This is a genomic window from Neobacillus sedimentimangrovi, from assembly GCF_010614825.1.
Lineage (GTDB): Bacteria > Bacillota > Bacilli > Bacillales > Cytobacillaceae > Neobacillus > Neobacillus thermocopriae.
Genome location: NZ_JAAFZF010000007.1, coordinates 25,954 through 50,422 on the forward strand (window position 1 = coordinate 25,954; position 24,469 = coordinate 50,422).

At 40.5% G+C, this 24,469-nt stretch carries 15 protein-coding genes and 1 riboswitch; of the genes, 8 read left to right on the forward strand and 7 right to left on the reverse strand.

Annotated elements, in window-relative coordinates:
- Positions 1–66: 66 nt before the first annotated feature.
- From GZA11_RS04575 to GZA11_RS04585, 3 genes are all read right to left on the reverse strand, one after another.
- Complete coding sequence (locus tag GZA11_RS04575) at positions 67–2,139, reverse strand: molybdopterin-containing oxidoreductase family protein (protein ID WP_163183072.1); 2,073 nt, start codon at positions 2,137–2,139, stop codon at positions 67–69.
- A gap of 114 nt (positions 2,140–2,253) precedes the next feature.
- Entirely contained in the window at positions 2,254–4,362 is a 2,109-nt protein-coding gene (locus tag GZA11_RS04580; RefSeq protein WP_163183073.1) for an N-acetylmuramoyl-L-alanine amidase, read from the reverse strand.
- A 413-nt stretch (positions 4,363–4,775) separates the two neighbouring features.
- Entirely contained in the window at positions 4,776–5,033 is a 258-nt protein-coding gene (locus GZA11_RS04585) for a hypothetical protein (protein ID WP_163183074.1), read from the reverse strand.
- A 397-nt stretch (positions 5,034–5,430) separates the two neighbouring features.
- On the opposite strand from GZA11_RS04585, the gene GZA11_RS04590 reads away from it, so the two are divergent.
- Together GZA11_RS04590 and GZA11_RS04595 are read left to right on the forward strand one after the other, a co-directional pair.
- Positions 5,431–5,985 carry an LOG family protein gene (locus tag GZA11_RS04590; RefSeq protein ID WP_204317743.1) on the forward strand — a complete coding sequence of 185 codons (555 nt, stop codon included), beginning with the start codon at positions 5,431–5,433 and terminating at the stop codon, positions 5,983–5,985.
- Between the two features lie 176 nt (positions 5,986–6,161).
- Positions 6,162–7,388 carry a threonine synthase gene (locus GZA11_RS04595; RefSeq protein ID WP_163183075.1) on the forward strand — a complete coding sequence of 409 codons (1,227 nt, stop codon included), beginning with the start codon at positions 6,162–6,164 and terminating at the stop codon, positions 7,386–7,388.
- A gap of 687 nt (positions 7,389–8,075) precedes the next feature.
- On the opposite strand, the gene zupT is transcribed toward GZA11_RS04595, so the two are convergent.
- Both zupT and GZA11_RS04605 read right to left on the reverse strand, forming a co-directional pair.
- Entirely contained in the window at positions 8,076–8,891 is an 816-nt protein-coding gene (gene zupT, locus GZA11_RS04600; protein WP_038537428.1) for a zinc transporter ZupT, read from the reverse strand.
- Positions 8,892–9,227: 336 nt separating this feature from the next.
- Positions 9,228–10,649 (reverse strand): trypsin-like peptidase domain-containing protein, encoded by a 1,422-nt coding sequence (locus tag GZA11_RS04605; protein ID WP_235924853.1) that lies wholly within the window; start codon positions 10,647–10,649, stop codon positions 9,228–9,230.
- Positions 10,650–10,959: 310 nt separating this feature from the next.
- On the opposite strand from GZA11_RS04605, the gene wecB reads away from it, so the two are divergent.
- The 3 genes from wecB (at position 10,960) to GZA11_RS04620 (ending at position 14,377) form a co-directional block, all read left to right on the forward strand.
- Entirely contained in the window at positions 10,960–12,102 is a 1,143-nt protein-coding gene (gene wecB / locus GZA11_RS04610) for a non-hydrolyzing UDP-N-acetylglucosamine 2-epimerase (RefSeq protein WP_038537425.1), read from the forward strand.
- A 440-nt stretch (positions 12,103–12,542) separates the two neighbouring features.
- On the forward strand, positions 12,543–13,199 hold the full coding sequence (locus GZA11_RS04615) for a 5-bromo-4-chloroindolyl phosphate hydrolysis family protein (protein WP_163183076.1): 657 nt from the start codon (positions 12,543–12,545) through the stop codon (positions 13,197–13,199).
- Positions 13,196–14,377 (forward strand): toxic anion resistance protein, encoded by a 1,182-nt coding sequence (locus GZA11_RS04620; RefSeq protein WP_163183077.1) that lies wholly within the window; start codon positions 13,196–13,198, stop codon positions 14,375–14,377. The genes GZA11_RS04615 and GZA11_RS04620 overlap by 4 nt, the downstream gene beginning before the upstream one ends.
- 111 nt (positions 14,378–14,488) lie before the next feature.
- Here the strand turns inward: GZA11_RS04620 and GZA11_RS04625 are convergent, their stop codons facing one another.
- Positions 14,489–15,253 carry a M15 family metallopeptidase gene (locus GZA11_RS04625; RefSeq protein WP_163183078.1) on the reverse strand — a complete coding sequence of 255 codons (765 nt, stop codon included), beginning with the start codon at positions 15,251–15,253 and terminating at the stop codon, positions 14,489–14,491.
- A gap of 195 nt (positions 15,254–15,448) precedes the next feature.
- Positions 15,449–15,536, forward strand: a riboswitch (cyclic di-GMP riboswitch).
- Between the two features lie 49 nt (positions 15,537–15,585).
- Here GZA11_RS04625 and GZA11_RS04630 point away from each other — a divergent pair.
- Positions 15,586–15,759 carry a hypothetical protein gene (locus GZA11_RS04630; protein ID WP_158332806.1) on the forward strand — a complete coding sequence of 58 codons (174 nt, stop codon included), beginning with the start codon at positions 15,586–15,588 and terminating at the stop codon, positions 15,757–15,759.
- A 165-nt stretch (positions 15,760–15,924) separates the two neighbouring features.
- On the opposite strand, the gene GZA11_RS04635 is transcribed toward GZA11_RS04630, so the two are convergent.
- Entirely contained in the window at positions 15,925–16,932 is a 1,008-nt protein-coding gene (locus GZA11_RS04635) for a multicopper oxidase domain-containing protein (RefSeq protein WP_374718116.1), read from the reverse strand.
- A 1,444-nt stretch (positions 16,933–18,376) separates the two neighbouring features.
- On the opposite strand from GZA11_RS04635, the gene GZA11_RS04640 reads away from it, so the two are divergent.
- Together GZA11_RS04640 and GZA11_RS16970 are read left to right on the forward strand one after the other, a co-directional pair.
- Positions 18,377–19,672, forward strand: coding sequence for a UDP-glucose dehydrogenase family protein (locus GZA11_RS04640; protein ID WP_200878230.1), 1,296 nt, complete (start codon positions 18,377–18,379; stop codon positions 19,670–19,672).
- A gap of 401 nt (positions 19,673–20,073) precedes the next feature.
- Complete coding sequence (locus GZA11_RS16970; protein WP_163183079.1) at positions 20,074–24,390, forward strand: S8 family serine peptidase; 4,317 nt, start codon at positions 20,074–20,076, stop codon at positions 24,388–24,390.
- Positions 24,391–24,469 lie beyond the last annotated feature (79 nt).

Genomic DNA, 24,469 nt, shown 5'->3' on the forward strand with positions numbered 1-24,469 from the left:
TTTTGTTTTTAAATTACATAAAGTTGACATGTGGATAGAGAGAGCATGGACGAAAGAGGGGGTGTTTTACCCCCTCTTTTTGGGTGATTTGCGTTTTTCCACTGCGACTCTTCCGGAGAAAAAGACAGCACCGCCACCCATGTCTGCGATTCGGTCGGGGGTGAGGCTGTTAACTAGAAAGTTGGTGCTCGAACAAGCCATATCCGCCCATAATCCTTGTGTGACCACGACGCCTGGAAGAACACTGTCACCTACAGCCGCCTTTAGTTCGCATTCCCCTCGGTCGTTCCAAACCCGGACAAAGTCGCCGTCCTTAATCCCTAACTTTTCCGCATCCACTTGATTCATAAAAAGCCGAGGTTCCCGTTCCATGCCAATATGCTTCTCGTTATTTGAAAACGTCGAATTTAAGAAGTTATGATTTGGTCCAGGAACAAATTGGAATGGGAATTGGCCACCATCGTCTGGTAATGGCACATATGTCGGTAGTGGAGGGTATCCGTCTTTCTGCATCCTCTCAGAATATAACTCAATCTTTCCACTTGGGGTTGGTAGTTTTTCAGAGAGCAGTGGCTTCACCTTTGCCTTTACAAAATGTCGCTCCTTTAAAACATCATAGTTGATTCCTTCTAGATATGGATTTTGGGGATGGTCCAATGCCTCGGCTATCATTTCCACCTCTGACTGTGCAAAGGCTTCATCCTCAAACCCCATTCCAGCAGCAAGTAAGCGGAAAACCTCCACATTTGACTTGGCTTGGCCATATGGTTCAATAACTGGCTGCTGAAGCTGTACATAATGATGCCAGTATGATGTATAAAAATCGGTATTCTCAAATGACGAAGTCGCAGGTAGGACAATATCTGCATACTTCGCTGTTTCTGATAAAAACAAATCATGAACCACGGTAAACAAATCTTCCCGTGCCAGACCTTCACGGACCTTGCCACTTGAAGGCGCCACAACCGCTGGATTTGAACCATACACGTACAGTGATTTCACCGGTGGAGTAAGTTTCAATAAGGCGTCGCCGAGCTGGTTCATGTTTACCACACGGGTGTTTTTGTTTTTCAATAAATCTGATCGTTGCAAGCGGGCAGAGTTATGAGCGAGCCACCCTGAATTTCCTTTGATGGCGCCCCCGCCCTTTACTAGCCACTGACCGGTTAAGGCAGGGAGGCAGGATACGGTCCGGACAAACATGCCGCCATTATCATGATGCTGAGGACCGTTACCAATCCGAATAAACGCCGGCTCTATGGAACCATACATCCGGGCTAGTTGATAAATGTCATCCACCGGTACACCTGTTATTTCCGAAACACTTGTTGGGTCATATTGTACTACATGGTCGCGAAGTTTCTCCCAACCAATCGTATATTTTTTTAAAAAGTCAATATCAACCAAATTTTCAGTAAATAAAATATGCATCATCCCGAGCGCAAGGGCACTGTCTGTCCCTGGCAAAATAGGAATAAACCAATCTGCCAATCTACCAGTCTGGTTTTTATGAACATCGATGACGACAATTTTAGCCCCGTTTTCTTTTCGAGCTTTTTGCGCCAAGGCCAATTGATGCATGTTCGTGCTGGCTGCATTGATCCCCCAAAAAATAATCAGTTTCGAATGAACCGTATCCTCCGGGTCCATGCCAAAACTTCCGCCCATCGTATATTTGTAGCCTACCGATCCTGCAGAGGAACAAATTGATCGCTCTAGTCTTGTTGCGCCAAGACGGTTCCAAAATCGGCGGTCCATCCCTTCCGCAGTCAACCGTCCCATATTTCCGTAAAAACTGTAAGGGAGAATGCTCTCAGGACCTTCTGTTGCCATCAACTTCTTCCAGTGGGAGGTAATCGTATCGATTGCTTCTTCCCAACTAATGCGGGAAAACTGCCCAGTTCCCTTGGGTCCAACCCGTTTTAACGGGTATTTTAACCGATTTTGGTCATAGATCCGTTCCGTCATATTTCGAACTTTATTGCAAATATAACCTCGAGTTACTGGATGATCCGGGTCACCTTCCACTTTCACAATCTTGCCGTCCTGTTTATGCAAAAGCAAACCGCATTGGTCAGGGCAATCAAGCGGGCAGACAGCACGAAAAGGGGAGGCAGGCTGATTTTTAGAGGCAGACATAGGCATCCTCCTTTTTTCCATTTATAAGATTTATACTATCGTATTTTCTTATCACTTGTCATCTTCCGGCATAAAAAACCCCCGCCCTATAATCAAAGGGTGGGGGTAGGAAGGTTAATTTGTAGCTTGAAAGAAATTCTTTAAACCTTTCAGTAAGCCCGAACTAATTTTATTTTGATAGCTATTGCTTGTTAAGTTTGCTCTTTCTCCACTGTTTGTAATAAAGCCAATTTCCACTAAAACGGCTGGTGCTTCATTTCCACGAATGACGCGGAAGCTTTCGTCTTTTATGCCACGGTCAACCGTTCCTGTTGCTTCAATCAATGCTTTTTGAAGATAGGTAGCAAGCAGTTTGCTCTCTGTAGGCATTACACCATCTTTAGAATTATGATAAGTTTCTATCCCTTTAGCACTGGTTGCACCGGCGGAATTCACGTGAATACTGATAAAGGCATCAGGTTTAATGGAATTGGAAAAAGCCACACGTTGATCTAAAGAAATAAACTCGTCTTTATTTCTGGTCATATATACTTTGTAGCCTTGGTTTTTTAGAAGCTCTGCAAATTTCAGTCCCACTTGTAGGTTGATGTCTTTTTCTTTCACACTGCCTACACTAGCACCGCCATCATAGCCACCATGTCCAGGGTCTATGACAATGGTTTTCTCGTCCTTTCCTTTCGTAACAGGGCCACGAACAAGTGCACCACTTGAATCAAAGAGATAATCCATATTGTTGATGGTGATCCATCCAGTCTGCATGACACCTGCTGAATTTAAATAATACTTGACACCTTTTACCTCGATCCATCCGGTTTGCATTACCCCAGATGAATTAAAGTAGTACCATTTTCCATTTAATTTGAGCCAGCCAGTACTCATGGCACCACTGGAACTTAGGTAATATTTTTTATTATTTTCCACAAACCAGCCGGTCTGCATGACTCCATCCTTGTTTAAATAGTACCATTTTCCATTCACTAGGACCCAGCCGGTTTTCATTGTGTAGTCATTGCCAAAGTAATACCACTTGTTATTTTGTAAGAGCCAGCCTTTTTGAAGTTCACCATTAGACTTTGCAAAATATTTTTTACCATTTATCGTAAAATAGCCATTGGTAAAAGGAGTGCCATCTGATTGAATATAGAAAGCTTTTCCATTAATCTCTATAAGGCCGGTTGATAAAACACCGTCATTATTAAAGTAGTATGTTTTTCCTTGGATTTTATATATGCCAGTAACCCTTGTTCCGTTCGCATCCAAGAAGTATTTTTTTCCACCATAGGTCAACCAGCCTGTTTTTACAAGTCCATTACTGTCAGAAAAATACCATTTTCCGTTCATGTTGACCCATCCATTGGCTAGAGTGCCATCTGCATGGAATAGATATTTTTTGTTTTGGTAATTAAATACACCTTTGGCAGCTGCGCCATCGTTTTTAAAATAATATTTTTTTTGATTATGTACATACCATTGATTGGCTAGCATGACTCCTGACTGATTAAAATAGTAGAAATCATGGCCGATTTTTTGCAGTCCGTAACTGATTTCCCCACTGGATTTAAAATAATACCAGTTGTTATTAAGCTTCAGCCAACCCGTTTTCATGGCTCCGCTCGAAAGGAGGTAATACCGTTTGCCAGCGTCAGTGAGCCAACCGGTTTTCATCACACCATTTGGCTGCAGATAGTACCAGGTGCCACGGTCAAGGATCCATCCAGTTTTCATAGCCCCGTTTGGTGCAAAGTAATACCATGTTCCATGGATGTTTAGCCAACCCGTTTTCATGGCTCCGCTTGAAAGGAGGTAATACCGTTTGCCAGCATCATTGAGCCAACCGGTTTTCATCGCACCGTTTGGCTGCAGATAGTACCAGGTGCCATGGTCAAGGATCCATCCAGTCTTCATGGCCCCGTTTGCTTCAAAGTAATACCATGTTCCACGGTCGTTCAGCCAACCGGTTTTCATCGCTCCATTAGCCTGGAAATAATACCGTTTGCCTTCGATGGTTGCCCATCCAGTTACCATGATTCCTTTGTCATTTAAGTAATACCGTTTATCCCCGTCCTGTAACCATCCTTTAACGGGTATTTGGTTCTGAAGATAATACCATTTTCCATTTTCAAGTTTCCATCCAGTACTGGAAGCTAAAGATGGATGGGGAACAAGAGTCAGACCTATGATGATCAATCCGATCATTGTTAAAAAATAAACCCACTTTTTCAAAACTAAAACCCTTCCTCAATTATTTAATTTTCTAAAAAATTTTCAAACTAGTTGATAAACGTATGACACCCCTCCTTTTGGGCTTTAAATACAATTACCCCTTATTTTGTTAATTTTATATTAAACTGTATTTCTATCATTGTGAAGTACAATTCGACAATATTCTTCCTTATTTTAGTAATTTTTTTGGAATAGAATAGTAGTAATTGATGAAATTCGTCGAAATTTGTAAGTTTCCCGGGGAATAAAGGAGAAAAGAGGGATGGGCTCGACATATTTCGGAGGGGAGAGGAGGCCGGCTGTAGATAAATTTAACAAATCATTTGAAAAAGGCTGCTTAGAAGCATGATTATATGATGGAACAGCCCAATATTAATATATTTTTAGGAATGAAGGAAGAGGAGGAAGACGAATCAATCCCCTTCATCACTACCGGAATCGCTGCCCACACTTCCAGCATTATTCTCAGAATCGTGGGCATTGTCATTTTGTTGATCTCGATAATCGAAATCATTCCCATTCGATTGGTGTGTCGGCTTACTAACCGTAGGAAAAATGAGAAATGCCAATATAATAAGTATCGTTCCAAAGAACTCCTGTGCACCGAAAATCAGATAAATTCCTGAAATGAGCAAAACAATGCCAACTACTCTTTGAATGATTCGTAACATGTATACCATCTCCCCTCGCTGATTCAAACACCATGCTGATATTTAATAAATATTTGCACCTGGCCTCATTTATACATGAAGATCATTTTCCTTCACAAATGTCTGTTCATTGCCTCATGGGCCAAACATTTAAAATTTCTATATCGTTGTAGCTCCATTTCTTCTCACTCATCAATAGGATCAAAAGGAAAATAAAAAATGAATACCGTATATTTATATAATTAATAGTTGCAACAGTGGTTCACCAGTATCAATTAACTGATTATTTTTTTAAAATGTAAAATATTATTATGGTGAACATTGGTTTTCCCAACTATATATATTTTCATAAACTTTACAATTAATTAATATTTTCAGATTATAATATAAAATATCATACTGGTTTGGAGGAATGATCATGAACGTTGCCATTTATTGTGGTTCACAAACAGGGAAAAATCCGATTTATGTGGAAAAGGCAAAAGAACTTGGAGCACAGTTAGCAAGCGCATCTATTGGCATTGTTTATGGTGGCTCTAATGTAGGACTGATGGGAGCAATAGCAGATGCCGCACTGGACCATAATGGAAAAGTAATTGGTATTATGCCGGAACATCTACAAAAAAGAGAAATTGCTCATTTACATTTAACAGAAATTCATTTCGTTGATTCCATGCATACTCGAAAAAAGAAAATGATTGATCTTTCCGACGCCTTTATTGCATTACCAGGTGGTTGTGGCACACTGGATGAATATTTTGAAGTGTTTACATGGGCACAAATTGGTCTACATAATAACCCAGTTATTCTTTACAATATCAATGGTTTTTATGATGCATTAATTCAACATTTTAACAAAATGATTGAAGAAGGCTTTATTCGTGAGGAGCAAAAGGACATTTTACAAGTCGCCACATCAACAGATGATATATTAGAAAAATTAAAAATTGTTCAAGCTACTAGAGATCAATAGTCGATTTTATATGAAATATTAGAAAAATGTCAAAAACAAAGTTGACTAATAGGAAAAGTAAGATTAATATGATCTTAGTTTTATAAGTTCATTAGTTGATTTGACAAATCCAAGACTACAATTTTTCTCTTTTAAAGAGACTAATTGTAGTCTTTTCTATTTTAGGAGGAGAAAAAATGAAAGATTTCAGTTATATTTCCCATTTGGAGTGCCCGAAATGTGGCGAAACATATGAGGAAAATAAAGTACAGCAATTATGTAAATGTGGTTCGCCATTACTTGCTCGCTATGATTTAGAAAAAGTAAAAGCGAATGTAACAAAAGAGGAAATCTCTAAAAGACGAAATTCTTTATGGCGCTACCATGAATTACTACCGGTACATAGTAAAGAGAATGTTGTCACACTAGGTGAAGGAATGACACCATTTGAAAAATTCCATCGGCTTGGAGCTAAATATGGAATCAATAATTTATATATAAAAGATGAAGGAATCATTCCAACAGGATCTTTTAAAACACGTGGAGCCAGTGTCGGTATATCAAAAGCGAAGGAACTTGGTGTCAAGCAATTAGCTATGCCTACTAATGGTAACGCAGGTGCTGCTTGGGCCTTATATGCTTCTAAAGCCGGCATTAAAGCGACGATTGTTATGCCTTTAGATGCCCCTCAAATTACACGTAAAGAAGTATTTGTTGCTGGCGGCGACTTGCATTTAATTAATGGTTTAATTAGTGATGCGGGGAAAGTAGTAGCGAGTCTCGTACAAAATCAAGGTGTGTATGATGCTTCTACATTAAAAGAACCTTATCGGATTGAAGGTAAGAAAACAATGGGCTACGAAATTGTCGAGCAGTTCAGATGGAAAGTTCCTGATGTCATACTTTACCCAACAGGTGGGGGCGTAGGAATTATTGGAATCTATAAAGCCATTCTTGAGATGCAAGAACTAGGCTGGATAGAAAAAGGTAAATTCCCACGTTTAGTGGCAGTTCAAGCGGAAGGTTGTGCCCCAATTGTAGATGCATGGAAAAAGGGCGAAAAAGAATCGAAGTTCTTCGAAAACTCAACAACTTGTGCCTTCGGTATTAATGTTCCGAAAGCATTAGGAGATTTCTTAGTATTAGAAGGTGTTTATGCGACAGAAGGCTGTGCAATTGCTATTTCAGAAGAGGATTTATTGGCGGCTCAAAAACAAGTGGCATCTTTAGAAGGTAACTTCATCTGTCCGGAGGGGGCAGCTACATTCGCTGCTGCAAGAATTCTTCGCGAGCAAGGATGGATTAAAGAAGATGAGCATGTTGTATGTTTGAATACAGGTTTAGGATTAAAATACCCAGAAACTGTTGAAATCGAAGGAGTTCAAACACTTCAGCCTGGACAAGAATTGTACGTGAAAAACTAGAATAATAAAAAATCCGTACTTCTTTTAAGAGGTACGGATTTTTTTTGAGATTTTTATTCAGTTAATCAATTGTTTCATTTTTTGTTTGAAGATAAGGAATGAGAAAAAGTGTAGCTCCAGCGCCCTAGCGGTGAGACACCTTCGTTCTCCGCCCTACGATAAGTCCACATCGAATCATCTTTGGTTCTTCGTGTTTCCTTTATCTCAGTTGGAAAGCTCCAAAAGGAAAGCTTCGGCAGCATAATCCTCGCACGACCGAAAGCGATAGCTTTTGGGAGGAGGATATACGCCGTTGACCAGGGGGCTTACGCTTTTCCGATTAGAAGAGAGAATATTTTTGACTTCGAGAACTGTCTAGCTCCAGCGCCCTAGCGTCTAGTGCCCTTCGGTCTCCTCCCTACGATAAGTCAACATCGAATCGCCTTTCGGCTCCTCGTGTTTCCTTTATCTCAGTCGGAGAACCTCCAGGTCATACGACGCTAAGCAGGGCGCTTTCGCTTTTCCGATTAGAAGAGAGAATATTTTTGACTTCGAGAACTGTCTAGCTCCAGCGCCCTAGCGTCTAGTGCCCTTCGTTCTCCGCCCTACGATAAGTCCACATCGAATCGCTATCGCTCTTCGTGTTTCCTTTATCTCAGTCGGAGAACCTCCAGGTCATACGACGCTAAGCAGGGCGCTTTCGCTTTTCTATATAAACAATAACAAGCTTAGTGCCATTACGGCCATGCCGCCGATTAAGCCATAAATGGAAAGGTGGGCTTCGTCATATTTTTTGGCGGCTGGTAAGAGTTCATCAAGGGAAATAAAGACCATAATCCCCGCTACAGCAGCAAAGACGATACCGAACATTATTTCATTTAAAAACGGCATTAAGAAAAGGTAGGCAGCGAAGGCTCCAATTGGTTCTGAAAGCCCTGATAAAAAAGATAATTTGAATGCCTTTTTCTTATCCCCGGTCGCAAAATATACAGGTACTGATACCGCTATCCCTTCTGGAATGTTGTGAATGGCGATTGCCACAGCAATGGCGATGCCAAGCTTCGGATCCTGAAGGGCAGATGTAAAGGTCGCTATTCCTTCTGGAAAGTTATGAATTGCTATCGCGAGGGCCGTAAATGTTCCCATTTTTAGTAACTCCGGCTGTATGGTCCCGGCTCCGTATCCACTCTCAGTCATATCCTCAACTGTTCTCAGTTCATGTGGATTACTTTGTTTTGGAATATATTTATCTATTGCGGCAATTAGGAGCATACCACCGAAAAAGCCGCCGACTGTCATCCAATTCCCTGGAACAGTTCCCAACGCATCGACTAGTGCGACCTTAGCTTTGACAAAAATTTCAATCATTGACACGTAAATCATAACCCCTGCAGAAAATCCGAGGGTTACGGATAAAAACTTTTTATTGGTATGGGTTGTAAAAAATGCTAGCAAGCTTCCAATCCCTGTTGCAAGTCCTGCCAACAATGTGAGTCCAAAGGCCATTAACAGATTTTCAGACACGTTTATTTCCTCCTTATAAGATGTATTATCTTCAATCCACACTTACATTCATCAAAAAATCTATATAAAAATCTATATATAGTAGTTCTATTATATATGCATAAATACAGAAAAGTTGCCTATGGGAAAAATTTTAATACTAGGACAACAAAAATACAATTATTTTATTTTGAAAATTTTTGTCAGGCACTGCTCGTGGACAGAACTCCCATTTTGTCCATCTCTGGTGGACAGCTATAACGATGGTAGGATTCCGTGAGAATAAAAAAGGATGCAGTTTTTGACTGCATCCTAGTATATTTTCCTTTTTTGTATTAGGCACCATATACTGTTTTTTTATTCGTTACCGTCTTTTTTCTGATTTTTTTGGTGTTCTTGTAGGGCTATAAGGATATCTTGAATGTCGACTTTTCCGTCTTTATTTAGGTCGGCAGGGTTATATTCACGTGCGTTAGCTGGTTCGGTTCCTTGGGGTGTTGTTTGTGTGTCTGTTTTTTCTAAAACCTGCATTGGATCAATAGAACCTGTTCCAGCCACTGCTGCTTTTGTCGTTTTCAATTTGCCGGTAAAAGTGAACACCAATAGAATCAGAATGAGTAGTCCGGCAACCACGTCCACAATGTAAAAGGTCGTTGAATAGTCAGACCATAGGATTTTGCTTTCACCTATCTTTTTCTCGGAATTACTAATATAATCCTTGACTTCAGAGTGGTTTGGATAAATTCGTTCAACCGCTTCAAATTTTTCTAATGCATGCTTATAATAACCACCCCAATATAATTGTAAACCCTCTTGATATAATCGATCGGTATCGCTTTTTGTGTTTTTGGCGCCGGCTTGGTTAACAAACTCTTTTACCGTATTTACTGGTACGGCAAAATTAAATCCTTGAACTTCTTGACCGTTCACTGTGTTGCCTCTAAAGGTTAATAAACCAATAATCTCGCCATTTTCATTAATAACAGGCCCACCGCTGTTGCCGTGGGTCGACGCGGCATTTATTTGAAGAACAGGGCTACCTTGCTCTGTCTTTTTCTCAGTGGCGGTTATTTGTCCAGCATTCATCGTAGAGACGAGAGAGGAGTCAGGGGATAAAAGATCTGAATCTGCAGCCGCAGGATATCCGCTGACCCAGATGTTATCTTGGTTTTCAACCTCATCGGAATTACCGAGAGGAATGGTAGGTAAATTCTTTCCTTCAATTTTTAAGACCGCAACATCTTTGCCTTCATTGATAGGGGCCCCGAAACTCTTTATTTCACCATCGAGGATATCGCCGCCGGGTAAAATGACTTTCGTGGCTTTTTCAATTCCCGTCCATTTCGTAAATGCAACCATATAATCATAGGCAATATTAAAATCAACCTGGAAGTAGTCTGCTATGGTGGAAACCAAATGTTCAAAAGCAAGGTCGGCTATCTCTTGATCTTCCATTTCGGCCAGCTCTGTCACATGGGCATTGGTGACAATATATCCATTTGAGCTAATGATTGCTCCTGAACCGGAACCACCTATAAGCGTTTGATAATTTAATTCATTTAATATAGCTTCAACTTCTGGATTATAATCATTAAACTGCCACCCAACCACGGCATAATCGATAATCCTAACAACCGCTGGTTTCGTATACTCATTTAACTTCTGTGCCTGAGACACTTTCCCTGCCTCCGGTTTCATGCCAATCAAGATAAAAGAAGTAACAATTACTCCAATGAACAATAAACAAAGGGGTATCGTAAACAGGGCCCTCTTCTTCAATCAATTCACCTCTTACATAAATTTGTAACTGCCTATGCAATATATTCCCAGCGACTTCAAAAGGAAGGTTGTCTTGTAAAAATAGGTTTCAGTCACTGTGTTTGAGGACCATTTTAAGAATTTGTCCACGTAGGGTGGACAGTAGAGAAGGAGGGGAAGGGGATGATGTATGGCTGGGTTAGGGGTGTTGCTTTTTCTTTGAAGGATTATTTGTTATCATGGTTATGGTTAAGGTTGAGGGTTTTTTGTCTATCAACCTGGTATTGGTAAATAATCGGTATCATGTTTGTACTATATTTTGGAGGTTCCTATGGAAAATCAATTAAAGGTTATGACTGTGTTTGGGACAAGGCCGGAGGCGATTAAGATGGCTCCGCTTGTTAAAGAATTGGAAAAATACCCTGATCAAATAAAATCCATCGTAACGGTTACCGCTCAGCATCGCCAAATGCTTGATCAGGTTCTAAATATTTTTGAAATCAATCCGGATTACGATTTAAATATTATGAAAGAACGTCAGTCATTGGTCGGGGTAACTACCCGTGCCCTTGAGGGACTCGATCACGTGCTGGCTGAGGAAAAGCCGGATATTGTTCTTGTTCACGGTGACACCACCACAACCTTTGTTGCTAGCTTGGCAGCATTTTATCACCAAATTCCGATTGGACATGTGGAGGCAGGTCTTCGAACACATAACAAATATTCACCATATCCTGAGGAAATGAACCGTCAGCTGACTGGTGTGTTGTCTGACCTGCATTTTGCCCCAACGGTTCAGTCGAAACAAAACTTGCTGGTGGAAAATAAAAAAGAGGAAGGTATTTTTATTACCGGAAATACGGCGATTGATGCACTGAAAACAACCGTCAAAGCCAATTACTCTCACCCTGTGTTAGATAAACTTGGTAATGACCGATTAGTATTAATGACGGCTCACCGTCGTGAAAATACTGGAAAACCAATGGAAAACATGTTTCGTGCCATTCGCCGAGTAGTGGAAAAACATACAGATGTTCAGGTGGTGTATCCTGTTCATATGAATCCGGTAGTTCGGGAAATTGCTAATCGGGTACTTGGGAATAACTCCCGAATCCATCTAATTGAACCATTAGATGTCATTGACTTTCACAACTTTGCATCAAGGGCATACTTAATTTTGACGGACTCTGGCGGTGTTCAAGAAGAAGCTCCATCACTTGGTGTTCCGGTCCTTGTGTTGCGTGATACGACAGAGCGTCCGGAAGGAATAGCCGCAGGTACTTTGAAACTCGCTGGTACCGATGAAGAAACGATCTTTGGTTTGGCTGATGAGCTATTATCTAGCAAAGAGGCGCACGACCAAATGGCCAAAGCCTCTAACCCATATGGAGATGGACATGCATCTGAGCGAATTGTCCAAGCCATCCTTTATCACTTCGGACGCCTGGACGAAAGACCGGCAGACTTCCGATAATATTCGAGATTATATCTGGCTCCTGCGGTGGACATTTCGTCTCATTGGTCTGTGGGCTGGACAGTCGCATTGTATTTGTTTCCCTCTTGTCTTGTTGGGCAAGAGGGTTTTTTATAATTAGAGGGAAGAGGTTTTAGGAAGTGGATTAGCGTTCATTTCCTACGGCCGGTCTCCCGACAGATAGTGGGATTCCCTATTACTCCTCATAAATAAGTCTCAAGTCGTAGAATCCTTTCCGTTTGTGGTCTGTGGTGAGAAGGAGATTTTCTGTGTATTGTGGAAATAGAAGGTGGGAGATTTTCTTTGCCCAGCTGCTTAATTTTTATTAGAAAAGTCCATACTTACTGATGTTGCTGCGTGTTCGTTTTGAACAAAAATGAAACAATTCGCAGGTTTTATTCGTATAAATATTAAGGACATTAAGTCAGGAGTCGATGATCATGAACCCTATTCTTTCTTTTATTATTCGATCGTTTGCTGCTGTGCCTGTCACGATTTTCACAGGTCTTATCAGCTTTCTTTTTTTTAATGTGAACTTCCTGCCATCCGTTGGACTAGCTCTTGCTTGTGGAGGCATCACTTATTTGGTCCTTGGTGTGGTCATGACTTCTATTTTTTTAAAAAAACACCAGTTATCAAGAAAAGAATATCGATATATTAAGAAAAATTTAGCGGAAGCCAAAAAGAAAATCAGCCGCTTAAATAAATCTCTCTTTTCCATTCGCGATCTTTCATCGGTCAAACAGAGAATAGATATTTTAAGGATTGTGAAAAAAATACAAAAAATGGCACAGAAAGAACCAAAACGCTTCTACCAGGCAGAGCAGTTTTATTTTTCTCATTTGGATTCCGTTGTGGAATTGACTGAAAAATATAGTTTCTTAGCTTCCCAGCCGAAAAAAAGTCTGGAAATCAATCAATCACTCATTGAAACACGACAAACGTTAAATGAACTGACCAAAGTGCTAGAAGAGGACCTTTACCATGTTGTATCAGATGATGTGGATCACTTAAATTTTGAAATTGATGTAGCCAAACATTCGATAAAAAAACAAAAGGAACTGAAATTTCCTGAAGAAAATAGGTGGTTAAAATGACAGAAAACAATCCAATCCCAAACAATCAAAAGGCAAACCTTTTAGATGATATTCTCGCCAACCCGTTCGGTGATCCAGTAGAGCCAACAAAAAGTCCGGCCACTCAGACTGGTGGTGAGGCAAGACCTGTCAAATTAATCGATGTTATTCCGGAAGAGCACCGTGCAAAGGCATTACAGTTGGCTGAACAAATTGATCCGACGAATCATCAGGCGATGATCCAATATGGAACACAGGCGCAAACGAAGCTGCTTTCCTTTTCCCACAAAATGCTTGAACATGTCCAGAAAAAGGACGTTGGTGAAATTGGTGAAATCATCAGTGATTTAATGAAGCGATTAAATGAAGTAAATCCGGATGAATTAAAGAGCAACAAACCTTCCTTTTTCGGAAGAATGTTTGGAAGAATCTCGAATTCGCTCCAGGAGGTTTTATCTAAATACCAGAAAACCGGAGCACAGATAGACCGGATTACTGTGAAGCTTGAACGAAGCAAAAATGTATTGTTATCAGATATCAAGCTACTTGAACAGCTTTATGAAACGAATAAAGAGTATTTCCATGCACTCAATGTTTACATTGCAGCTGGGGAAATCAAGCTCGAGGAATTACACGAAAAGATTATCCCACAGCTAAAAAAAGAAGCAGAGGCTTCCAATGACCAGATGAAATTCCAAGAAGTTAATGACATGATCCAGTTTGCTGACCGTCTGGAAAAGCGCCTTCACGATTTAAAACTGAGCCGAGAAATCACGATTCAAAGTGCGCCGCAAATTCGTCTCATTCAAAATACGAATCAGGCGCTAGTGGAAAAAATTCAGTCATCCATTGTGACGGCTATTCCATTGTGGAAAAATCAAGTGGCGATTGCGTTGACATTAATCCGCCAGCGCCATGCAGTGGAAGCACAAAAACAGGTCTCTAAAACAACGAATGAGTTGCTGTTAAAAAATGCCGAAATGCTGAAAACAAACACTATTGAAACCGCAAAAGAAAATGAGCGGGGACTTGTCGACATTGAAACGCTCAAGAAAACGCAAGAAAACCTAATCTCTACCTTGGAGGAAACACTGTGTATCCAAGAAGAAGGCCGCCACAAACGCCAGATCGCTGAACAAGAACTAGCAAACATGGAAAACGATCTTCGCCTTAAATTACTTGAAATCAAAGGGGAATAAAGAGCATCTCTCTGTCGCATGAGAGGTGCAAACACTTAAAAAACGCATTGGAATTCATGTTGAATTTCAATGCGTTATTTGATTCCTTGATATCTTTTTCTATTTTGAAAGTTAATTATTTACGAGAAGGGTGTTGTAGTATTCTTCGAGCGTGCTACCTGATTCCATGATTTCTTTGGCGATGGTTTTTCCGACGTAGCGGAGGTGCCAAGGTTCGTATTTGTAGCCAGTAATGGATTCTTTTCCTTTTGGGTAGCGGATAATGAATCCGAATTTGGCGGCGTTTGCTTCGAGCCATTTGGCTTCTTTTGTTCCGCTGAAGCAGTCTTTTACTGCACATGTTGCATCTAAGCCGGATACGTCAATGGCCAATCCGGTTTCATGCTCGCTCATTCGTGGTAAAGCGCTATAAGTTCTTGCTGCCTCATATCCATCTTGATTAACATAATACTGAAACAATGCGGATTGGTCAGTATAGGAGCGATAGGCTGAAACCCCTTGAAGAATCACTCCTTGCCGCTTGGCTTCGGCGAATAGTTTTTCAATGGCAGCGGCCGCCTCGGCACGCATTTTTCTATTCGATGATTTTTTATCAAACAGAAACGGGATATCAGGTTCTACTAAATCATCTGGCATATAACTTTCCGGTAATTTATGTTGTTTATTTACTAAAACAGGAATACTTTCTGGATCATCAATGACTAGGATCTCATCCTCATTTCTTGTTGAGAGATTGGTCCCTTGTACTCCTGATGAACCGGAGGATTGACTCTCTTTGTTTTCTTTTTCAGGGCTAAAAAGAATTTTCCCAATACCCATCGACAAGGAAAATAGTAGTAAGACAAAGAATAAAATAATGGATCTCTTTTTAACCATACCTAACTTCCTTCTAAAAAAATTTATTTCTATTGACCAGTTTGGTCAGGATAAGGAAAGTTAAAACATGGTTAAATAGATTTTGTTTTCGACTGCGAAAAGGCATCAAGTAATGAACAAAACCCCCTAGCCTGGAACTTGAAAAGGCTTTATCTTTTTGGAATAGCCTGATAAAATTACGCACAACACATAAATCGTACGAAACGGCAAAACCATTGAAAAATGGTGACGCAAAACTATAGGGGCTAATGTTTTTCAAAAACGAAGCCAGCCAGTTACCGAACACGATACTCCTGCGATTTATGTCTATCATTTAATGGGAGGTTTTACATGTGTTAAGAATGTTTTTAATGGGGAAGTATTATTATCATGTGTTCCAGCATCGCCATAATGAGCTTCTACAGAAGGATTGTCTTTGTGAGGAACTGAGAGTGAAGTTAAAGATTAAATCGATCTATCATATTAGTAAAGCCATTGAGCTTGGAGCTAGATTGCAATTTTCATAAAAGGGACCAAGAAACATAGTTGATTTTTAACAAAATAAAAGAAAATCGCGTCGGTGAATTTTTCCCGGCGCTTATTTATTGATTGAGTAAGTTTATCTATTTTCAATTATCTAGTGGTCACTATTTAAGGCATGAAGTGTAGGATACTAGGGCTTTTTGGTTTTATTAATGGGACATTGTCTTGCTGCCGTCGTCCTTCCCATCATTTGTGACCTTGATCATTCCAACCGCGCCTTTATTGGCATGATTGAATTGGTGTGTCACAATTGGATAGCTCCCTTCTTTCGTTACAGTGAATTCGACGACCGCTCCACCGCTTGCTGGTAGCATCACGGTTTGCAATCCTTCCATATGGTTTGCTGGGTTTCCATCAACATATACATGATCAAACACGGTTCCGACGACATGGAAGCTTGATACTTCATTCGGACCAACATTGTTCACATACAATCGGATCCGGTCTCCAACTTTCGCAAGCAGCGGCTGGTCAACTAAAGAACCAACTGCTCCGTTCGTATTGAGATCCCCGTTTTTTAGTGCCTTCGTGGAAAAGACAACATACTTAGGAACCCCGTTTGTAAAATCCTCTATATCATTGTATTTATACCACTCATTTTGGATAATCACATATTCACGGTCAATTTCGTTATCAGTCGGATATCCATTCTTTGGCTTCACAATAATCGTTCCGTGCATCCCGTTAGCAATATGAGATAATACTGGCTTTGTCCCGCAATGATACATAAAAACACCAGGTTTATTTGCTGGATATTTAAAGGTTCCTTCTTCATTTGGCTTTACGTCAGTAAAATCAACAGAGGGAGCGGCGTGGACGGCATGGAAGTCCATGCTATGTGGAATGGCCGGATCCATATTTTTTAGCTTAAAATTTATCGTATCTCCTTCGTTCACGACAACAACAGGACCGGGAGCTTCTCCATTAAACGTCCAGGCTTTATACCAATCCCCTTTAGAGATTTCAATATCTGTTATTTGCGCAGTCATTTCTATATTCACTTCATTTGCTCCCACTCGTTCTATTTTCAATGGTGTCGGTTCTTGGTTTAAGTTTTTATGGGGCTCGAAAACTTGAACGTCTGCCTTTTTAGTTGTTTTCGCTTGAACCTTTTCTTTAACGGAAAGATCTGTTTTACTACATGCACCTAACACCATAACAGAAGAAATGACAACTGCCGCCATTTTTGCAAATTTCCCCATTTCAATATCCCTCCAACTAATTGATTATACTTTCATTGTATTTTCTGTAAAAAATGCACCTGTGACCCTAATCACTTAAAATGAGAGACTCATTGAACATTTTGTGAAATATTGAGCAAACTCCTATTTTTATAGTAAGTATGGTGATAAAATGGATATTTTGTAGATAAAAAGGAAGTTTCAATTATTGAAAAAGGGATACAGGGAAATTGTTGATAGGCAATAATAATAAACAGTGGAAGAAATGTGGAAAAATCTAATTTTCATGTGGATAAATCCGTGGTTAATGTGGATAAAAATGAATTGTTTGTTAATAATTTAATTGCTTTACACTGATAATGTGGATAATTTTGTGGATATTCCGTGTAGAATGTTAATAACTATGCCATATCTGTGGAAAAGTACTGTGGATTTTTACTTCGTTAAAATTGTGGAAAAAAAGATCTTTGAATCACTCGACGTTTTTTTTTATATGAATGTATTTTTTCAACCTCGAGAATGGTCTAGCTCTAGCCCCTAGCGGCGAGACGCCTTCGGTCTCCGCCCTACGATAAGTCAACATCGATTCGACTCTCGTCTCCTCGTGTTTCCTATATCTCAGTTGGAGAGCACCACAAGGAAGACTCCGGCAGCATAGCATCGCACGACCGAAAGCGATAGCTTTTGGGAGGAGGTCATACGCTGCTAAGCAGGGCGCTTTCGCTTTTCTGATAAGATAAGAAAATCTATTGTAGACTTCGAGAATGGTCTAGCTTCAGCGCCCTAGCGTCTAATATCCTTCGCTCACCGCCCTACGATAAGTCAACAACGAATCGCCTTTGGCTCTTCGTGTTTCCTATATCTCAGTTGAAGAGTCTCCACAAGGAAGGCTTCGGCAGCATACACATCGCACGACCGAAAGCGATAGCTTTTGGGAGGAGGCTATACGCCGCTGAGCAGGGGGCTTTCGCTTTTCTTAGGAGATAAGAAAAATCTTTTTGACTTCGAGAACTGTCTAGCTCCAGCGCCCTAGCAGCTAGTGTCCTTCACTCTTCGCCCTACGATAAGTCAACATCGAATCGCTATCGCTCTTCGTGTTTCCTATATCTCAGTTGAAGAGTCTCCACAAGGAAGGCTACGGCAGCATCCACATCGCACGACCGAAAGCGATAGCTTTTGGGAGGAGGCCATACGCTGCTAAGCAGGGCGCTTTCGCTTTTCGGGTAACCGCCTATTTTTCGCCTACTTTTGCTTGGATAACCTTCCTTCTTTTTGATTGGTGAATAAGTTGGTACTAGTTCGTAGATGAAAATCATTCAAATGGATGGCGGTTGATATAAGCATTTGACCTTCTATTCGCTTTTCATCCGCATATAGTCCGATGATTTTGTTGCCACTAGTTCACCAAGGGGGATCCGTTGTGAAAATCTTAGTAATCGGCACAGGGTATGTCGGAACGACTACTAGTCTCATTTTTTGTGAAAAAGGTCATCAGGTAACTGGGCTCGACTTGGATGACCGTAAAATTCAAGCACTCACATCAGGAAAATTGCATTTTTATGAGCCAGGTCTTGAAGAGCTGCTTACCAAGCATATTACAAATAGAAATATTTCTTTTACGACCGATACAGAAACGGCGATAAAAGAAAATGATGTTATTTTTATTTGTGTTGGAACGCCAATGGGCAAGGAGGGAAGTGCCGACCTTACCTTTGTAAAAAATGTGGCTGAATCGATCGGCCGTTATATGAATCGTTACAAAGTGGTCGTCACGAAAAGTACGGTGCCTGTCGGGACAGCGGAAAAAGTGACAAATTGGATTATCAAGAATCAACCTACGCCCATATCATTTGATGTGGTTTCAAATCCCGAGTTTCTTCGCGAAGGTTCCGCTCTTTATGATGCTCTTTACCCGGATCGGATTGTCATTGGTACCACAAGTGAAAAAGCCAGAACGATTATGGAAGAATTATATAAAGATTTCCAATGTCCGGTTGTACAAACCAATCCGAAGGCATCCGAAATGATCAAGTACGCGGCCAATTCCTTTCTAGCAATGAAAATTTCTTATATCAACGAGCTAGCTCGCCTTTGTGATGAGCTTGGGATTAATGTGAATGATGTGTCCAAGGGAATCGGCCTGGACCATCGAATCGGTCCACTATTTTTACGCGCTGGAATGGGCTATGGTGGTTCCTGTTTTCCAAAGGATGTGAATGCCCTGCTACAAACGGCAAAGGAAAACGGGCATCTATTATCCATTCTCGACAGTGTGGTAAAGGTAAATGCCAGTCAGCCGCTTTATTTTATGCAGAAAATCAAACAAGCATTAGGGGGGGATTTGCAAGGGAAAACGATCGCAGTCCTCGGGCTATCCTTCAAAGCAAACACCGACGACACAAGAGAATCTCCAAGTCTTATAATCATTGAAAAATTATTAGATGACCAAGTAACGGTTCGGGCTCATGATCCAGTGGTCCATTTAGACAACAGCCCTCTTTCTAAAGTTGTACAACAATTTGAGACAGTGGAAGAAACTGTGTCAGGCACCGATGCAGTCATTCTTTGCACCGACTGGGACGACTACAAGTCACTCAATTGGGGAGAACTCAAGCCGTTAATGAAGCAGCCTTACATTTTTGACGGGCGGAATATGCTAGATAAAAGGAAAGTGGAGAGTTTAGGATTTCATTATATAGGGATTGCGAACCATTGATAGACTTTGAACAAATTCGATATCAATACGCTTTTTGGAAATGTATTATCGAAAGTTAGGTTTCTATGTATTAATGAAAAATCGCCACAAAACCGGGGGATGAATGCATATTAGTAGAATGGGAAGCTGCTAGGGGGAGGACTCCCTGCAGCTTTTTTTACGTAAGAGAGTATATTTTTGACTACGAAAAAGATCTAGTGCAAGTGTCCTAGTGTGTGACGCTTTCGCTCATTGCCCGATGATTGGTCAATATTGAGGGGACTCTTCGTGTTTACTTTGGTAGAAAATAGATTGACCATTTTTAAGTATTTTACTAGAATTGGTATAACAATTAAAATTTTCCATTTTGATTTTAGGTTTTTTATGTTTTTTTTAGATATTTACTAGGAGGATTGTACTAAATGAGCCTTAAGTCATTAAAAAGGAACAAAAAAAGAAAAATATCTACATATGCTTTGGCAGCTGCACTTATTCTATCAAACTTTAGTTTTGTTCCATCTGCTTCCGCTGAATTACCGAAAAAAGATTATAGACCACTGATTGAACAATATAAAAAGAAACTGCAGGAGAAAAGCGGAGAAAAACAAAAGCTAGGGAAGTTGTTGAAAGAGAAATACAAAGGAAGCGAAAAAGTCCGCGTCATTGTTGAATTGGAAGGGAAAACTCCAGTTGAGCTTGCTACCGAGCAAGGAAAGCTATACAAAGAATTGCCTGAAACGAAAATCGCATCGATAACTGCCAATCTTGAAAAACAGCAAAAAAACATAAAAGAAAAAATCAAATCAAAAGGGGTTCAGTTTACATATAAGAAGCATTTTTCCACAGCTTTTAATGGTTTTAGTGGGGAATTGTCCATCGATGACATTTCCAAGCTAGAGGAGATAAATGGTGTTAAACATATCTATTTAGCTAATGAATATAAACGCCCAGAAATAAAACCTAATATGGTCAAAAGTAAATCGCTAATTCAAACAAGTCAAACATGGGTAGATGCAGGTTTGCGTGGGGAAGGAATGGTTGTATCGGTGATTGATACAGGGATTGATCCTACTCATCCGGATTTTGTATTAACGGATAAAAGCAAAGCTGAACTGACTAAAAAAGAAGTCGAGGAAATCGTTAAACAGGAAGGTTTAAAGGGGAAGTTTTATACCGAAAAGGTGCCTTATGGGTATAACTATTTTGACCAAAATGACACGATTATAGACAAGGGAACTGATACGGGGGCACATGGTATGCATGTGGCTGGAATCGTTGCGGCGAACGGTGATGAAACTGACGGGGGAATAAAAGGTGTGGCACCCGAAGCACAGGTGCTGGCAATGAAAGTATTTAGCAATGATCCACTATTCCCATCTACATGGTCGGATGTGTGCTTAGCAGCGATTGATGATTCCATTAAGTTGGGTGCGGACGTTTTGAATATGAGTCTAGGTGAGATTGCCTCCTTTTACAATGAACAAAGTGCAGAGGAAGTGGCAATTCAACGGGCAGCAGAAAATGGGATTGTTAGTACAATGGCTGCCGGTAATTCTGGAACGATATCGTATGGTTGGGACAAGCCTTTTTATAAAAATCCCGATATCGGTGTTGTTGAAGCACCTGGAATCTATAAAGATGGTATTTCAGTCGCGGCAGCAAATAATATTTTTTCACAATATGAACACTCCATTACGATCAATGGTTTTACAGCAGTGGGATATGGGATCGATGATTGGACTTCGGTTATTTCAAAAGGGAAATCTCTGCAGATGGTTAGTCTAAAAGGTGCTTATGGCATGCCAGAAGATTATGAAGCGGTCGACGTTATTGGCAAGGTTGTCCTTGTAAAACGAGGCGGTGGCCTTTCTTTAGCAGATAAGGCATTCATTGCTGAAGAAATGGGGGCAGCAGGGATCATCGTCTATGATGACGGTAGTTCGGTATTCTATAAAAATCAAGGTGGTTTCGGAATTCCGTTTATGATGGTGTCGAAGAAAGACGGTGAATCACTAGAGAAAGCCATGACACTGGGGAATACGTCAATTCATGTCAAACAGATCGGCAAAAAAGATGCTCCGGAATCAGGGAAAATGACAGAATTTAGTTCTTGGGGAACAACTCCAAGTCTTGGGCTAAAGCCAGAAATCACGGCTCCTGGTGGAGGGATTTTGTCTACGCTCAATCACGGAGAATATGGGGAATACAGCGGAACCTCCATGGCTTCCCCTCATGTGGCAGGAGGCGGGGCACTTGTTCAACAGTATTTGCAGAAGGATAAGCGGTTTACGGGACTATCAGCTAGTGAACGCTCCCATCTTGCAAAAACACTACTCATGAATACAGCAAAAATCATTGAGAATACAAATGGTCAACCATATTCCCCTCGTTTACAAGGTGCGGGAATGATGCAAACGTATAATGCCGTCAAAACCCCAGTATATGTTGTAAATAAAACAACAGGAGAAGCAAAAGTAGAGCTGAAAGATTTTGCAAAGAAAAACTTTGAAATGACATTAGTCGCGAAAAATATTTCTGACAAGGATGTATCCTACAAAGTAAATACAAAGGTGTTAACTGACACCCTTCAAAAAAATTCGAAGGGTGAAGATTACAATGCGTTAATTGCCGGTGCTTTAGTTGGTGCGAAGGTCAATGGCCCTAAAACTATTACTGTTCCAGCAGGAAAATCCAAAGAGTTTACTATTAAGGTAGATATTAGCTCAGCAAAGGTTCCCGCCATCGATACAGCGGGAAAACAGACAACTGTACAAATTAAGGAAGATATGTTTGTTGAAGGGTTTATTACGTTGGAAGATGTGGATAAAACAGAAAAAGGGAAAATGGAGCTAAGCCCTGATCTCACCATTCCATTCGTAGGCTTCTATGGACGATGGGACCGGCCATCTATTTTAGATGGTATGAAAGACCTTGGTGAATCTCGATATTTTGACCTTCAAGGAATGTTTGATGAAGAAGATGAGGAAGGAACTGTAGTGGAAGTTCCCGTACATGATATGCTGTCAGATGACTGGTTTATTGCCCCAGTTCCTGAAAAAGGATTTTATGCTATTTCACCAAATGGGGACATGACTTATGAGGATATCAATATTCTTCCTTCTTTTATGAGAAACGCGGCAGAAGCACAATTCAATATTTTAGATAAAGACAAGAAGCTACTGCGCCGTGTTCAAATGGAAAAGAACGTCGTTAAAAGCTATTATAGCGAAGGTTTAGGGGTGCCGTACTCCTATAATCCTGGCCGTACTTGGGATGGGAAAGTGAAGGGTCAGATCGTTAAGGATGGTCTTTATTATTATCAAGTAAAATCGGTCATAGATTATGATGGAGCCAGTTATCAAACAAAAGAGATTCCTATTATGATTGATACAACCCCACCATCAGTAAAGGTTAGCTACAATCCAAAAACATCCGTTGTCAGCTGGAGTGCGGATGAGAAGGGTTCTGGTATTCAGAGTTATGCTATTTTTGTTGATGATGAAATGGTAGATGAAGTCGACGCGGATGTGAACAGTTATAAATTAACAGATGTACCAAAGGGCTCTTTCATCAATATCATTGCAGTAGATTATGCTTTAAACTTTGGTGCAGCTTCCGCTGTGAATGGCAAAGTGGAGGACCAAGAACCTGTCATTATGCTTCTTGAGCCGGAACCATATGGGGTCTATCAATCTAAAAAAGTGAAGGTAAGCGGGGTGGTTTTAGAGGATTTTGACCTCAAATCGGTAACCGTAAATGGCAAAGTTGTAAACTTTAAACAAGCCGAACAAAGAACATACTCGTTTGATACAACGGTTACTTTTGATAAGGACGGCTTATACGACATTATTGTACAAGCGGATGACAAGGCTAGAAACAAGGCTTCCTTGGCGAGAAAGGTATTCATCGATACAACCCCGCCGAACATAAGAGTAGATTTCCCAAGTATTGTTCCGGAAAGTATGGAAGAACTTACACTGAAATTGAATGTAACAGATAACTTTAATTATTTATCCTTATTTGTAAATGATTCGCATGAATTTGAAAAAGCAATTGTCGGACCGGTCGATTTGGCCGTACCAGCAAATGAAACGATTACAGTAAAGGTTCCACTAGATGTAGGAGAAAATGTTATTTCCCTTCAGTTAAAAGACCTAGGCGGGAATATCACAACGAAAAAACTGACGGTTAACCGTGGAAATTTCACAGGATGGAAATTTATTAATGGATCCTGGTACTATTACAAAAATAATGTCAAGCAGACCGGTTGGGTGTTTGACAAGTCATGGTATTACCTTGATAAGGACGGAAAAATGAAAACTGGCTGGATAAAAGACGGGAAGCATTGGTACTATTTAAAAAATTCTGGTGCCATGGTAACGGGTTGGTATAAAGTAGGGAACATTTGGTATTATTTTCAACAATCCGGTACGATGAAAACTGGCTGGGTCCATGTTAATGGCAAGTGGTACTATCTTAAATCTTCCGGTGCAATGGCAACCGGCTGGGTAAAAGACGGCAAACGTTGGTACTATCTGGATCAATCTGGTGCGATGAAGATGGGATGGCTGCGAGACAATCGTGGCAAGTGGTACTACTTGAATAAAAGCGGTGATATGGCCGTAGGTTGGAAGTTAATTAGCGGCAAATGGTACTACTTCTATCAATCTGGCGAAATGGCTGCAAACACAAGAGTGGATGGCTATAAGCTAGGTCCTGATGGTGCATGGATTAAGTAAATAGCCCTATCAAAAAGGCGGACAAAATGACTTTGTTCGTCTTTTTTTTTCTGACAAAATCCAACTTTATTATTGAAAA